Raw genomic sequence first — 12,756 nt, forward strand, 5'->3', positions numbered from 1 at the left:
CTAGGCTTTGACCGCCGCCGCCATGCCCGAACTGGTAAGCGCCGCCGCCTTGACCAGACCGGCGGCAAGGGCGGCCCCTGCCCCTTCGCCGTGGCTGATGCCGAGATCGAACAGCGGCCTGAGGCCGAGCCGCTCAGCGGCAAGCCTTTGGCCGGGCTCCGGCGACAGACTGGCCAGCAGGCAATGATCGAGCGCACCTGGGTTGGCGGCATGCAGCACGGCAGCGGCGGCGGTCGCGGCGAAGCCATCGAGCAGCACCGGGATTTTTTGCATCCGGGCGGCGAGGATGGCGCCGGCAATCGCCGCAAACTCGCGGCCACCGACCCGGCGCAGTGCTTCCAACGGGTCCTTAAGAGCCGCACCATGGAAGGCGACGGCTTTATCGATTACATTAGCCTTGCGCGCCTGCATGGCCGCGTCCGCACCGGAGCCGGGGCCGACCCAGTCGGCGCCGCTGCCACCGAACAGGGCGGCGCACAAGGCCGCCGCAACGGTTGAGTTGCCGACGCCGAGATCGCCGAGGCAAATCAGATCGGCGCCACCGGCGATGGCTTCCATGCCGAAGGCCATGGTGGCGGCGCAGCCGCGTTCGTCGAGGGCGGCGTCCTCGGTGATGTCGGCGGTCGCAATGTGCAGCGCCAGATCGAACACCTTGAGGCCAAGATTGTTGGCGACGCAGATCTGGTTGATTGCCGCACCGCCGGCGGCGCACAGCTCAACGGCGTTTGCGGTCGCAGCGACAGGGCGCGGCGAGATGCCGTGGCGGGTCACGCCATGGTTACCGGCGAAGATCGCCACCAGGGGCCGGTTCACCGCCGGCGGGGCGCGCCCGCTCCAGACAGCAAGCCAGGCGGCGATGTCCTCGATACGTCCAAGCGAGGCTTTCGGCTTGTCGGCCTTGGAAAACAGGGTGCGCACCCTGTTTTCCGCGACTGTATCGGCAGGCGGCAGGCTCGCCAGCAGATTGCGAAAGTCGTCGAAGGGCAGCGCGCTGGTCATGTCGGTCCTGATCATCCCTGGGATTGATCAGCGGCATAACCGCCTTGCCCGGCCGGCACAACTCCCCTCGATATTGGCGCGAAAGCGGTTGCCCGCGCCGCATTCCGAAGGGCTTGCATTGGCTTTGCCGTTGCACCATGTGGAGATGAAACGAGGGATTCCGGAAGGAACCTTCAAGAGAAAGTCATGACGGCCATCGAATCCCCGTGCATCCTGGTCTGTTCGATCGACATGAAAACCGGCTTCTGCTTCGGCTGTGGCCGCACGCGCGATGAAATCGGCGCCTGGATGGGGATGACGCCGGAGGTACGCCGCAGCGTCATGGCCGAGTTGCCGGCCCGATTGGAAACGGTCGAGCGCCGGCCGCGCCGGGAAACACGCCGCAGCCGCATGGCGCGCGAGCGCGACGTCCTCTCTTGAAACGGCAGGTCCAATGAACCGACTGTTCTGGATCGTGATGGCGGCAATCGGCCTCGGGCTGGTGCTGCTGATGATCAACAACGACGCCGGCAGCACGTTCGGCATCGAGAATTACGATTTCAGCCGTCTGGTCTGGCTGGGGGCGATCGGCTTGCTGGTCAGCGCCGGCCTTGTCCGGTCCGGCAGGCCGCTGGGCGTCATGGCCCGCAGTCTCGGCACGTGGGCCGTGATCGTGTTGGCGCTCGTCGCCGGCTACCAGTACCGCTACGAGTTGCAGGATTTCGCCAGCCGGGTGACGGCGGGCCTCGTTCCCGGCAGCCCGCTGGCGCTCGGCGTCGAGGACGGCCATGCCACCGTGACCCTGGACAAGGCCGACAGCGGCCATTTCGAGGCCCGCATCACGATCAACGGCGCACCGATCCGCACCGTCGTCGATACCGGCGCGACCAGTACAGTGCTCACCGCCGAAGACGCGCAGGCCGCCGGCTTCAATCCGGCCGCGCTGAGCTTCACCGTCCCGGTCTCGACCGCCAATGGCATGGCGCGCGCCGCTTCGGTGCGCACCGACGAACTGGCGATCGGCGGCATCGTGCGCAAGAACATGCAGGTCATGGTCGCCGCGCCCGGCGCGCTCAGCCAGAGCCTGCTCGGCATGAATTTCATCGGTTCGCTGTCGGGTTTCGACGTGCGCGGCAACCGGATGATTCTGCGCGACTGAACTGCTTAAGCGGCCTTTTCAACACGGTCGAAATCGACGGCAGCGAACGCTGCCTTCAGCACATCCGGTCCGGCGCCGGGTTTCGTCGCGTCGGTGGACAGTATCTGCCGGAAGCGGCGCGCGCCCGGCAGGCCGTGGAACAGCCCGACCATGTGGCGAGTGACGTGGCCGAGCCGCCCGCCCTGCTCGATATGCCGCGCCGCATAGTCGGCCATCGTGTGGATCAGCGCGGCAAAATCGTAGGCGCCGGCCTTGCCGCCGTAGAATGCCGCGTCGACGCCGGCCAGGATGCCTGGCGTGTGGTAGGCGGCGCGGCCAAGCATGGCGCCATCGACATGATCGAGGTGGCGAGCCGCCTCTTCGAGCGATTGAACGCCGCCATTGATGCCGATGAATTTGTTCGATTTTCCCGCCTTGAGGCGATAGACCCTGTCATAGTCGAGCGGCGGGATGTCGCGATTTTCCTTCGGGCTCAGACCCTCCAGCCAGGCCTTGCGCGCATGCACCCACAGCGCGTCGGCGCCGGCCGCGAAGACGCCGTCGGCCAGCGCGTCGAGCGCGGGCTCCGGATTCTGCTCGTCGACGCCGATGCGGCATTTGACCGTCACCGGGATTGTCACCGCCGCCTTCATCGCCGCCACACAATCGGCGACGAGGTCAGGCACTTTCATCAGGCAGGCGCCGAACGTGCCGGACTGGACGCGGTCGGACGGACAGCCGACATTGAGATTGATCTCGTCGTAACCGAAGCCCTCGCCGATGCGCGCCGCCTCGGCCAGCTTTTGCGGATCGGAGCCGCCGAGCTGCAGTGCCACCGGATGTTCGGTCTCGTCAAAACCAAGCAGCCGCTCGCGCGCACCATGGATGACAGCGTCGGCCACCACCATTTCGGTGTAGAGCAGCGCACGCTGCGTCAACTGGCGGTGGAAGAACCGGCAATGCCGGTCGGTCCAGTCCATCATCGGGGCCACGGCCACTCTACCATCTTGATTTTTCAGCATTTTTTCTTTAACATCAAATCGTTAGTACCTGCCGAGTGCACACGAATTTACGCCAGAATACGACCCTTTTCGCCACGTTTCGATCTCTCAGTGCACACGGAGCGCACACGAAAAAATGGCCACCTACACGAAGCTCTCATCCGGTTCCTGGCGCGTCCAAGTCCGTCGCAAAGGTCGCTACGTCAGCGAGACCTTCCTGCGCCGAGACGACGCCCGGCGTTGGGCCACCGAAACCGAGCGCCAGGTCGATCGAGGTGAGACGCCGACCAAGTCCCGCATAGCGCGCCTCAAAACCTTCGGCGAACTGATAGACCTTCATATCGATGACATGTGCGATGTAGGCAAGTCCCCTCGCCGCTCCAAGGCCGCGGCCCTCGATATGCTCCAACGGCATTTGGGGAAGTGCAACCTAGCAGCGCTCGATCGCGAACGGCTCATTCGTTTTGGTCGTGACCGCGCCGCCCAAGGTGCCGGACCGATGACCCTCGGTATCGACATCGGCTTTATAAAACTTGTCCTTACTCACGCCGCTGCGGTCCACGGCCTGCCCGTCAAGGTCGAACCGGTTGATTTCGCGCGTGTCGCTCTAACGAGGCTCGGTCTCGTTGGCAAAGGCCAACAGCGAGATAGACGACCGACACAGGAAGAACTCGACAGGCTCATCGCCCACTTCGATGCAAATCCTCGTCAAATAGCGCCGGTTGGCCAGATAATACGTTTCGCCGTCGCAACGGCGATGCGCCAGGAGGAAATCTGCAAGGCGCGGTGGTCCGACATGGACGCCCGCACGCGGATGCTTCTCATCCGTGACCGGAAAGACCCGCGAAACAAAAACGGGAACAATCAACGCATACCCTTGTTCGCGGCAACTGGGTACGACGCATGGGCCATTGTCGAGGACCGACTGGCCAAGCGAAGCAATGACGATGATCGAATTTTCCCATTCAATCATAGGTCAGTCGGCACCGCCTTCCGTCTAGGGTGCGCTGACCTGGACATCCACGATCTTCATTTTCACGACTTGCGGCACGAAGGAACGAGCCGCCTTTTTGAAGCTGGGTTCACAATCGAACAGGTAGCGCTGGTCACGGGGCACAAGGATTGGAAGATGTTGCGGCGCTATACGCACCTCAAGCCGGAAATGCTCCACACTATCCAAGCGGCGAAGGCTGCGTAGTTGACGCGATTGCCGGTATCAGTCCGCAATCTCGGGCGGCGTTGAACGCCTCCGATGGATGGCCGCGGCTACAATCGCGCAGCGACGAAGCAGAGCCTCGATCACTTCGGCCGGTAAAACGACCTACGGTTTTGTAAACCGAAGGTCGGCGGTTCGATTCCGTCAGGGGGTAACAGTATTGGCGGTTGCCGAGCTTGAACTCGCCCTTGAAGTCGGCGCACCACAGATCGTTGGGCACAACCGCCTGGGACAGTTGCGTGCCCACGGCCTTGTTCGCTCGGTTCCTCTTGCGGGCCTGGCTCACAAGGCCGTGGCGATCGAGCACGGCATGAACGGTGCTCCTGGCCGGGATGCGGACGTCGCCGGCCAGCCTGCGCACCAGCAGCTCGCGTATCTTCCTGGCACGCCAGTGCGGCTTCTCCCGCTTGCTCTCCACGATCAGCCGCTCGATCTGGTCGGGAAGCTGGTTGGCGTAGCGCACCGGCCGCCGCGAGCGGTCGGTGAGCGCATCCAGCCCGTCCTCTGAAGATCTTGTAGCCGGTCTTGCGCGAGATGCCGAACTCGCGGCACACATCGCTCATGCCCGCGCCGGCTGCCTCGACCGAGGAGACGTTGTAGCGGAGACCTAGGGGTTCCCTAATGCGGACTGCTGGGTGAACCAATTGAGTGCCATAACCGTCATGCGGCGGACCCTCCTCTGACACAAGCGGCCACTGCATTAGCCACATCACCGTCCCCAGCGGGCTTCGACACCCACGTTCCCTTTTGAAAGATCGGGTCGCAGTAGCGAGGATCGAACGCGCTTCCCGAATGGACAACAAACGGGATGTTTCGCTCGTGAAGGAGCCTAGCCACGGCCTCGCAGCTTCCATCATTCAGCTCGATATCAAGGACGGCTACATCGGGGGAGTTCGATTGCAGCCACCGAAGAGCCTCGGAGCAAAATGACAGGACTGCCAAGACATTGAAGCCGGCATCACACAATGACTGTTCAACGTCGAGCGCAATAAGCGCCTCGTCCTCCAAAACGACAACCGACACCAACGATTGGCTGTCCATCGTCATTCCCTCATGAGGGCGGAAGTTGAAGACCTTCCTACTCGCCAGCACCGCAACATCAGCCGGCGACGAATCGGAAATCGACTTCTACTTAGGTACGCTGTCAAGAGCTTTTTTGGCTGCAAGCCACCGATGAGTTTTTCGTACAATCCGGTAGGTTGCTGACGCCCAATGCGGCCTATCTGCCGTTGCGCTTCCCCTCGATCTCGTCGAGCAGGGATAGGTGTCTCCTAGGCAGCTCTGTCTCGACAGGTAGCTTCAGCAGGTCGCGAAGGTGGCGGTGGACAGTCTCTGACCTAATCCACTTGCGAATGAGGCGCGAAATAGCCTCTCGCCGTTCATTGTTTAGCTCTCTCACGGCCCATCTACCAATGTCGCAACCCGAACGTGCAGGCGTCCCAGTTGGTTCCCTTGCCCGAGGCGCTAAGGCTCTTTGTTATCGGAGGCGACGGCCCGGTGGCCAGACGATTTCGAAAGGACGTGCATGCCGCGCGCCTTAAGGACCATCTCGCGAAGTTCGTGGCGTGATTTTGCGAGTTGTGTCCGCGTTTCCTGGCATTGAGCGCGCAAAGCCTTCGATAGCACGAAGAGGTCCCTTTGGGCGTTCGCGAGGTCCGTAAGATGCCGCTCGCTTTGTTTCATGTATGACAATGCGCCGTAAGTTAGGATTAAGCAAATGGGCGGGAATATTTGGAGCAATTTCCGAGCGGGTGATCGGATAAGTGGCACGCGCGCCGACCCCCGTACCCCCTTGGAGCCTTCAAAGGAAGTTCTGACCGGCCCGATTGATCACTCAAACGCGCTGTGCATCTTCCAGCCTCGGGGGTGAACAATGCCGATCAAACACGGGAAGCGGGGCCGCAGGAAAAAGAGCGGCAACGTTACGCGCAACTACGGCGCAGATGGCGCGCTTAAGTCAATCACGTACAAATCAAAGGGCTCGAAATCGAGCACAAACACCTCCCTAGTTGATGGCGGGTTTAGAACCACGACTAGCCACGGGATGGGCTATTACACGAAGGTCGGTGGTGTCACCAAAGATCGAAAAAAGAGCGACAGAACCGCTGGTTGCGTAGTGCCCTTCATCGCGATTGTCTGCGGCGCGCGGCATTCACTGGCGGTTTGGGCTGGCTGCGCTAGCGATTCGGAACAGCCCCGCCCTGCGCCGAACGTTCACAAACCTATACCTTTGTCAACATTGCTCCTCACATGTCCACTAATCGTCCACTAAGTGATGTGCACCAACACTCTTGGAGGAAAGTGAACAGTCATGATCGTCGGTTATGCCCGCGTTAGCTCCTCCGGCCACGACCTCGACACCCACTTGAGAAGCTGACGGCTGCCGGCGCTGAGGAGGTCTTCAGCGAGAAGCGGTCCGGCTTAGACGAAACGCGACCCGAGCTGGAGAACGCGCTTGAGTTTGCCCGTGAGGGTGACGTGGTCGTCGTGAACAAGGTGGATCGGCTGGCGAGATCGGCTGCGCACCTCCACCAGATCGTCAAGACGCTCGACAAGAAGGGTGTGGGTTTCAAGGTGCTGGACGATGCCTCGTTGGACACGACCGCGCGGACAGGCAAGCTGGTGCTGCGGACATCAAATCGGGTCGTTCGTCCCAGATTGCTTCGTGAATCGCGCACCGGCACGAGATAGATCGGCCTAGCTTTACTCTTAAGACCGCGTTCAGTGACGCACCGCCGCCTTCAAAACCTGAGTTCATTCCGGTCCGTGTTGTCCCAACGCAGGCCCCTTCCCCAAACGTAGGTTAGCGCCCTGCATTTGCAGGCCGACGAAGTCGGCCCCCATCGCTTGATAATGCCTACAGTCCGCTTGAACGATGAATCTCTCAGGCCGGTCAAGCGGCAGGCTCCCGGCGATTTTCTTCAAGTCGGCAAGGACAGACGCAATATGCGGCCAGGGAAGTCTGTTGGATCGTCGATGTCACGATCTGCGCCAGCGATGATTTCTAGCTTGGCGACAACGCCAAGAAGCGACCCCGCCGGTACGTGGGGATTTTGTCTTGAAGCTTCAAGGCAGCAGTCGTGGCCTCGACCTCCGCCTGGCAAGCGATAGCATAACCGACCTTCTTATGCATCGCGTCCGGGGCCTCTGCGTCGAGAACGCGCCTCTCCAGACGCTGTTGAAGTCGGCAAAGGACATGCGAGACATCCTGTGCTCGCAACCAGCCTTGGAGCAGCGCAAGAGCCGGGTCCGCATCGTCGAAATGTCCAGGCGCGATTGCGGTCTGCCGATCGTGGCCACTAGTCGTGACGAAAGGCAAAGTCGTGGTATTGTCGGAATCAGCCATGATCCGAGCTCCTCGACAGCTTTGGCGTGGCCAGGCCGGATTGGTGTTTGCATCACCCATCCGGCCGCCAAGTGAAACCGAGACTACACACAGTGCATTATCTAGGCAACCAAAATCACCATAAGATGGTGATTTCATGAATCCGGTGCAGTGCCGTATGGCTCGGGCTGCATTAGGGTGGGGCGTTTTAGACCTCTCAAAAGAAGCCAAAATATCCACCCAGACGATTGTTCGCTTCGAAAGAGGCGAGGCGTTGAAGCAATCGACTGTGGATCTGATAAGAAGCACGTTCGAAAGCGCCGGCATTGAGTTCATTCAAGAGAATGGCGGCGGCCCGGGCGTGCGTTTGTCCCGCAATCCCTGATGTTCTGTTCGCCATGCCACGGGATTTTCGATCCATCGATTTATTTCTGATTCCCTCCATCCCGCACCGTTTAAGCTGATCTTGATTTGGGCCGGGAACGTGCCTTCGCCGATTTTTCGGTACATCGTTGAACGGGACAGACCGGTCCGTGCAAGGACGGTTTTGAGGCGTATGATACGATTCGGTTCGGACATAACTGCCTGCACCTCGCTGGTTTACTGATCTCTGCTGAGACAGACAGGACGGACCGAACGCTGGACGCAATCAGTTTGTCGCTTCAACCGTCTGCGGCGTGAAAACGGCGGCAAATCGGAGGGGTGTCAGAGCCCAAGGCCCCGCCCCTTACCGATGCCATGGCTTAGCGCGAGTTCCGCGCCTAAGCGACGACCCGAATCCACATTGATGCCAAGCTCGCGTTTGCGGTTTGCCAGTAGGGATTCCAGCTGAGGATCGCGTTCAAGGCTCTTGGCCATATCGGACATAACCGAGCGTGTGGACTTGTAGCCGGACATGTCGCCTGTCTGATATTGCTCCTCTCCCATACGGTCGAGCTTCTGCCAACGTTCCACGAACCGGTCGGCGCGGCGACCGGGATCGATGTCTATCCGGGTGCGGATTTCCGTTTCAAGCTGGAGAGCAAGCACGATACTGCTGACGCGGCCCGCCCCGCCTCGCGAACCAACTCGGGATTTTTCACATAAGCCGCTTCGGCATCGCGCCAGCCATGCGGTCGAACCTTCTCGAAAGCGTTACGGGCAGCCCTCAATTCGCGCATCTGGTCGGGACTGCCCTGCCCGTCCGCATCTCCGCTGCGCAGGATCGCGTCGATAGCCCGCGCGTGACGAACAAGCGCCTGGGTGCGGGCTCGGCGCATTTCTGCTTCTGGGTTCGCCGGCACCTGCGTGTCGCGCTGCGCTCGCTCAGCAGAAGCTTCTCTTCCAGGCGTGGCGCCGACATTCCCGATCTGCGCCCCGACATTTTCCCTTCCCGGCCCAAGGCCACGTTCCTGCACAGGCTCGCCGTCTCCGGGTGAGCGCAATGCGTCCAGCAACCCAACGATCCTGTCCCGCAGCTTATCCGGAACCATCCGGCGCACGATCTCGACCACGCGCTCGCGGAACGTGATGCCGCGCCGCTCGGCATAGGTCTGCGCCGGGTCGATCTGCTCGTAATCCGACGCCATATCCTTGGCGCGGTCGCGTGACAGCGTACGGTCCAGACGTTCGCGGGTCGCGAAGTCATCGGCCCCATAATGCAGCTCCATCCTGTCTCGATGCCGCGACAGTGCGACGTAGCTGCCATGCGCATCCATGCCCGGTGTTGCGAGCACATGCGTCCGGTCGACGGTCATGCCCTGCGCCTTATGAATGGTCGCAGCATAGCCGTGATCGATGTGCGCGTAGTCTTGCAGGTCGAACCGCACCGATCTCCCATCGTCGACGCGAACCGTCATGCTTTGTGTGCTGACTTCCTCCACAATGCCCAGCGTGCCGTTCTTGACGCCAAGCCCGCGCTCGTTGCGCAGGAACATGACCCGGTCGCCACTGGCGAAGGCCCTTGCACCTCGTTCGACGCTTATCGGAACATCATCTCTGAGATTCCCTGCTATGCGCATGCGCTCGCGTGCAGCGTTGTTGAGTGCACGTACCTCGTCGTTTGTGTGGGTGAGAATGATCCGGCTTGCCTCTGGATGCGCCTGCCTGTCGCGATCCCAGCGCTCGACGAGTTCAGATCGCGCTTCGTCGCGCGTTGCAGCCTCATGCACCATGCCTTGCGCGTCGTAGGCGCTGATCGCAGCATTGATCCTGCCGGTTGCCAGATTGCGCGTGGCATCGCGCTGCCAGTCCTGGCGCTGCCGGCGCACCTGGCCGATTTCGACGCCGCCGTGTCGCTCATGGATGGAGCGGAATGCGGCGCCGGCTTCGATTGCCTGCAACTGCTGCGGATCGCCGACCAGGACGACTTTTGCGCCAACGTTGGCCGCATGGGAAAGCACGCGCTCCAACTGGCGCGTGCCGACCATGCCGGCCTCATCGATCACAAGCACATCGCGGGTGGTGAGCAGATCGCGGCCCTGTCCCCAGCTATGCTCCATACTGGCGATTGTGCGCGACGGGATGCCTGATCCGCCTTCCAGATTCTCGGCGGCAATACCGGAGAGTGCCGCGCCTCGAACCTCGTAGCCCGCCGCCGCCCATGCCTGGCGCGCAACGCCCAGCATGGCGCTCTTGCCCGTTCCGGCAAAGCCGACAACGACACCAAGACCGCGACCATCGGTGATGTGCGCAAGCGCATCGCTTTGCTCGCCCGAAAGGACAAGCCCGCGTTGCGCGGCCCGCGCCAGTGCTGCCTCGCGATGTACGTCGCTCACCGCGTGGCGCTCGTCCAGATCGATACGATGCGCCGCGCGGTGAAGGCGCTGCTCGGTGTCGATCATCTGCCTTGTGGTGAAACGGTATTCGCCGCATCCGTCCTTACCGAGTTCAATCAGATCGGGTGCGTTGCTGATCGCACCCATCACCGCGTTGAACTGTTCCATCCCGTGGCTGTGGCGATGCGAGAACTTCGCAATGTCCTTTCGGGTGAAGGTCGATTGCTGATGGGTGATGGCATCGAGCGCCACGGATGGATCGGCAATGATGCGCGCGCCATTGTTGCGCGCGATCTCGCGATGCAGTTCGGCGCGATCTGCTTCACTGTAGCCAGCAGCAAGGCCACTGCCCTCGATGCGTTGCGCCGGTGCACCAATCTGGGTTTGCGGCTCCAGTGAAATGCCCTGAGCCTCCAGACTGCGATGATCGATGCGGGCGTCGATGTCGAGTTCGGCCATACGCTCATTGGCCAGCTCCGCCCATCGCTCGCGCCAGCGCCCGACCAGCTGGGTAGCATTCCAGTCTCGAACCTTTGACCCAAAACCGTTCTCGTCCGCGGACCGCATGGTGAGCATGACATGAGCGTGCGGCTTGGGGCTGCCATCCTCCGCCCTGTCCCAGTGCACGTTGAGATCGGCGACCATGCCTCGGCTGACACACTCGACTTGTACAAAGTCGCGCGCCAGTTCGATGCCTTGCCCTTGGCTGAGTTCACGCGGGAGCGCAAACTCGACCTCGCGGGCAAGCTGGGCATCCTTGCGCACCTCGAACGCCTCGACATCGTTCCACAGCCGTTCGCGGTCGCGCCAGGCCTCCGGCGCATCCTCCGGCAGCATCACCTCGGAATGGACGACGCCGCGCTTGGCCGAGAAGTCGTGGCTACGTTCGATGCGTTCGTCACGTAACCGCGAAGCCGAGCGGTAGGCGGCTGACGCGACAGCGCTTGAGCCTGCCTTGCGGCCAATGACCTTGACGTGAAGATGATAGATCGCCATCGCGACAGGATCATTTGCACGTCAAAGCGCACGTCGGCACGACGTATAAGCGCGCCCTCCCTCGAAAAAATCTCGGGATGGACCAGCCCGTCCCGGGCTGTCCTGGCAAGCCTGAAGTCTTCCGGCAGACGCTCAACTATCATCCAGAGATCGACAACCGATGGAGACAACCATGCGCAAACCAAGGGACTTCGACGCCGAACTGAAGGCGCTGGAAGAAAAAGCGCGAGAGCTCAAGACGCGAAAAGTCCAGCAGCTTGGTGAGCTGGTGCTCACTACCGGCGCCGATCAGCTCAGCACCGACCAACTCGCTGGGGCCCTGGTCGCGATCGCAGAAACGAAAGACACCGCAAAGCGTGAGGCATGGGCCAAGCGTGGGGCAACGTTTTTCGAGAGCCGGCCACGACGAGCTGCTCCGGCATCTCAGCGCAACCCTCGCAGCGCTCCAACGCAACCGGGCAGCACACAATCGACAGCAAGCGGCACGGGCTCGGCATGACATGAGCACGTGGCAGGTCGAACGCCGCAAGCGCACCCGGCATCTGATTGAACTCGGCGGTCTTGTCGTCAAGGCAGGCATCGTCGATCTGACCAATGACGATCGCGCTACCATCTACGGCGCGCTACTCTGGATAGCGGCAAAGCTGCAAAGCCATGAAGGTGAGCATGCGCGCGACCTGTGGACTGCGAAGGGAAAGCACGCATTCGATGCGGAGCGGCATGAAGATGTCGACCGACCTCTCGTTTAGTGGAACGATGCTTGGAACGAACGTCGGCGTCGCAACCAGCGCCTCCGCGATCTGGAGCATTGCGGTTGACTTTCCCGTACCGGGAGGGGCTGCGATCAGCAGCTCGCGCTCGATCGCCAGGCCGGCTGCCAAACTCTCGGGTGTTACCAGTCCGCCGCGATCATGGCCTTGGATCGCGAGGCTTACCGCGATCGGTTGCTTGGGGAAGTCTCCAATCTCTTGAACTTTGCCAAATCGGCCGCCGCTGCGGTCCAAACCTGAGTGTCGCCGCCTTCCGACGCCGGATTGGCAGCGGCCGCCAGCCGCCCAATCGAAAGCTCCACAAACGCCTGATCGTGCGCTCTCCGTTTCCAGTCCCTGAGAAGCTCTACAGTGTGATAAGCGGGATCAGAATCGATCAGCTTGCCGCAGTTCTAACAGAGCCAAATCCCATTTTCGGAACCTGCACGCTTCAGTGGTAAGGGTTGCCAAATAACGTTGCAGCCAACATGTGGTCCGACCGAATGAAGAAGTACGCTGCCTAGACACCTCGCAACTCATACCGGTAGTGTGCTGAGAGTTCTGCAAATTCGCTGAGAGGGGGCGGTCATGGCAGGC

12 protein-coding genes and 2 pseudogenes are annotated in these 12,756 nt (G+C 61.5%); 7 read left to right on the top strand and 7 right to left on the bottom strand.

Features of this window, described 5'->3' with window-relative positions; genetic code table 11:
- A complete protein-coding gene (locus NKL04_RS08295; protein ID WP_023682480.1) occupies positions 1 to 999 on the bottom strand; it encodes a nicotinate-nucleotide--dimethylbenzimidazole phosphoribosyltransferase in 999 nt (332 codons plus the stop codon).
- A gap of 186 nt (positions 1,000 to 1,185) precedes the next feature.
- Between NKL04_RS08295 and NKL04_RS08300 the strand changes: the two genes are divergently transcribed.
- Both NKL04_RS08300 and NKL04_RS08305 read left to right on the top strand, forming a co-directional pair.
- The gene (locus NKL04_RS08300; RefSeq protein WP_023824914.1) at positions 1,186 to 1,419 is read left to right on the top strand and encodes a DUF1289 domain-containing protein; all 234 of its coding nucleotides are present in this window, start codon (positions 1,186 to 1,188) and stop codon (positions 1,417 to 1,419) included.
- A gap of 13 nt (positions 1,420 to 1,432) precedes the next feature.
- Positions 1,433 to 2,137, top strand: coding sequence for a TIGR02281 family clan AA aspartic protease (locus NKL04_RS08305; RefSeq protein WP_023682479.1), 705 nt, complete (start codon positions 1,433 to 1,435; stop codon positions 2,135 to 2,137).
- Positions 2,138 to 2,142: 5 nt separating this feature from the next.
- Here NKL04_RS08305 and dusA read toward each other — a convergent pair whose 3' ends face one another.
- Positions 2,143 to 3,138, bottom strand: a complete 996-nt coding sequence (gene dusA, locus NKL04_RS08310) for a tRNA dihydrouridine(20/20a) synthase DusA (protein ID WP_023702273.1) — start codon at positions 3,136 to 3,138, stop codon at positions 2,143 to 2,145.
- 115 nt (positions 3,139 to 3,253) lie between these two features.
- On the opposite strand from dusA, the gene NKL04_RS08315 reads away from it, so the two are divergent.
- On the top strand, positions 3,254 to 4,315 hold the full coding sequence (locus tag NKL04_RS08315; protein ID WP_023690728.1) for a tyrosine-type recombinase/integrase: 1,062 nt from the start codon (positions 3,254 to 3,256) through the stop codon (positions 4,313 to 4,315).
- 151 nt (positions 4,316 to 4,466) lie between these two features.
- On the opposite strand, the pseudogene NKL04_RS08320 reads toward NKL04_RS08315, so the two are convergent.
- Both NKL04_RS08320 and NKL04_RS08325 read right to left on the bottom strand, forming a co-directional pair.
- A pseudogene (locus NKL04_RS08320) lies at positions 4,467 to 4,905 on the bottom strand (helix-turn-helix domain-containing protein); the annotation flags it as partial.
- 88 nt (positions 4,906 to 4,993) lie between these two features.
- Entirely contained in the window at positions 4,994 to 5,374 is a 381-nt protein-coding gene (locus NKL04_RS08325) for a response regulator (RefSeq protein ID WP_031209668.1), read from the bottom strand.
- A gap of 1,332 nt (positions 5,375 to 6,706) precedes the next feature.
- On the opposite strand from NKL04_RS08325, the gene NKL04_RS08330 reads away from it, so the two are divergent.
- Entirely contained in the window at positions 6,707 to 7,024 is a 318-nt protein-coding gene (locus tag NKL04_RS08330; RefSeq protein ID WP_245267091.1) for a recombinase family protein, read from the top strand.
- A gap of 313 nt (positions 7,025 to 7,337) precedes the next feature.
- On the opposite strand, the gene NKL04_RS08335 is transcribed toward NKL04_RS08330, so the two are convergent.
- The gene (locus tag NKL04_RS08335) at positions 7,338 to 7,679 is read right to left on the bottom strand and encodes a hypothetical protein (protein ID WP_023690722.1); all 342 of its coding nucleotides are present in this window, start codon (positions 7,677 to 7,679) and stop codon (positions 7,338 to 7,340) included.
- Positions 7,680 to 7,815: 136 nt separating this feature from the next.
- Here NKL04_RS08335 and NKL04_RS08340 point away from each other — a divergent pair, with 136 nt between their 5' ends.
- A complete protein-coding gene (locus tag NKL04_RS08340) occupies positions 7,816 to 8,043 on the top strand; it encodes a helix-turn-helix domain-containing protein (protein ID WP_032997420.1) in 228 nt (75 codons plus the stop codon).
- Here the strand turns inward: NKL04_RS08340 and NKL04_RS08345 are convergent.
- Together NKL04_RS08345 and traA are read right to left on the bottom strand one after the other, a co-directional pair.
- Entirely contained in the window at positions 7,995 to 8,237 is a 243-nt protein-coding gene (locus NKL04_RS08345) for a helix-turn-helix transcriptional regulator (protein WP_084567681.1), read from the bottom strand. The two genes, NKL04_RS08340 and NKL04_RS08345, sit on opposite strands and share 49 nt — an antisense overlap.
- Positions 8,238 to 8,363: 126 nt before the next feature.
- A pseudogene (gene traA / locus NKL04_RS08350) lies at positions 8,364 to 11,410 on the bottom strand (Ti-type conjugative transfer relaxase TraA).
- A 172-nt stretch (positions 11,411 to 11,582) separates the two neighbouring features.
- On the opposite strand from traA, the gene NKL04_RS08355 reads away from it, so the two are divergent.
- Together NKL04_RS08355 and NKL04_RS08360 are read left to right on the top strand one after the other, a co-directional pair.
- Positions 11,583 to 11,909, top strand: a complete 327-nt coding sequence (locus NKL04_RS08355) for a conjugal transfer protein TraD (protein ID WP_023690719.1) — start codon at positions 11,583 to 11,585, stop codon at positions 11,907 to 11,909.
- A gap of 1 nt (position 11,910) precedes the next feature.
- Complete coding sequence (locus NKL04_RS08360) at positions 11,911 to 12,159, top strand: conjugal transfer protein TraD (RefSeq protein WP_023690718.1); 249 nt, start codon at positions 11,911 to 11,913, stop codon at positions 12,157 to 12,159.
- The last annotated feature ends 597 nt before the right edge of the window (positions 12,160 to 12,756 follow it).

Source organism: Mesorhizobium sp. C264A (assembly GCF_040324515.1).
Taxonomy (GTDB): Bacteria; Pseudomonadota; Alphaproteobacteria; order Rhizobiales; family Rhizobiaceae; genus Mesorhizobium.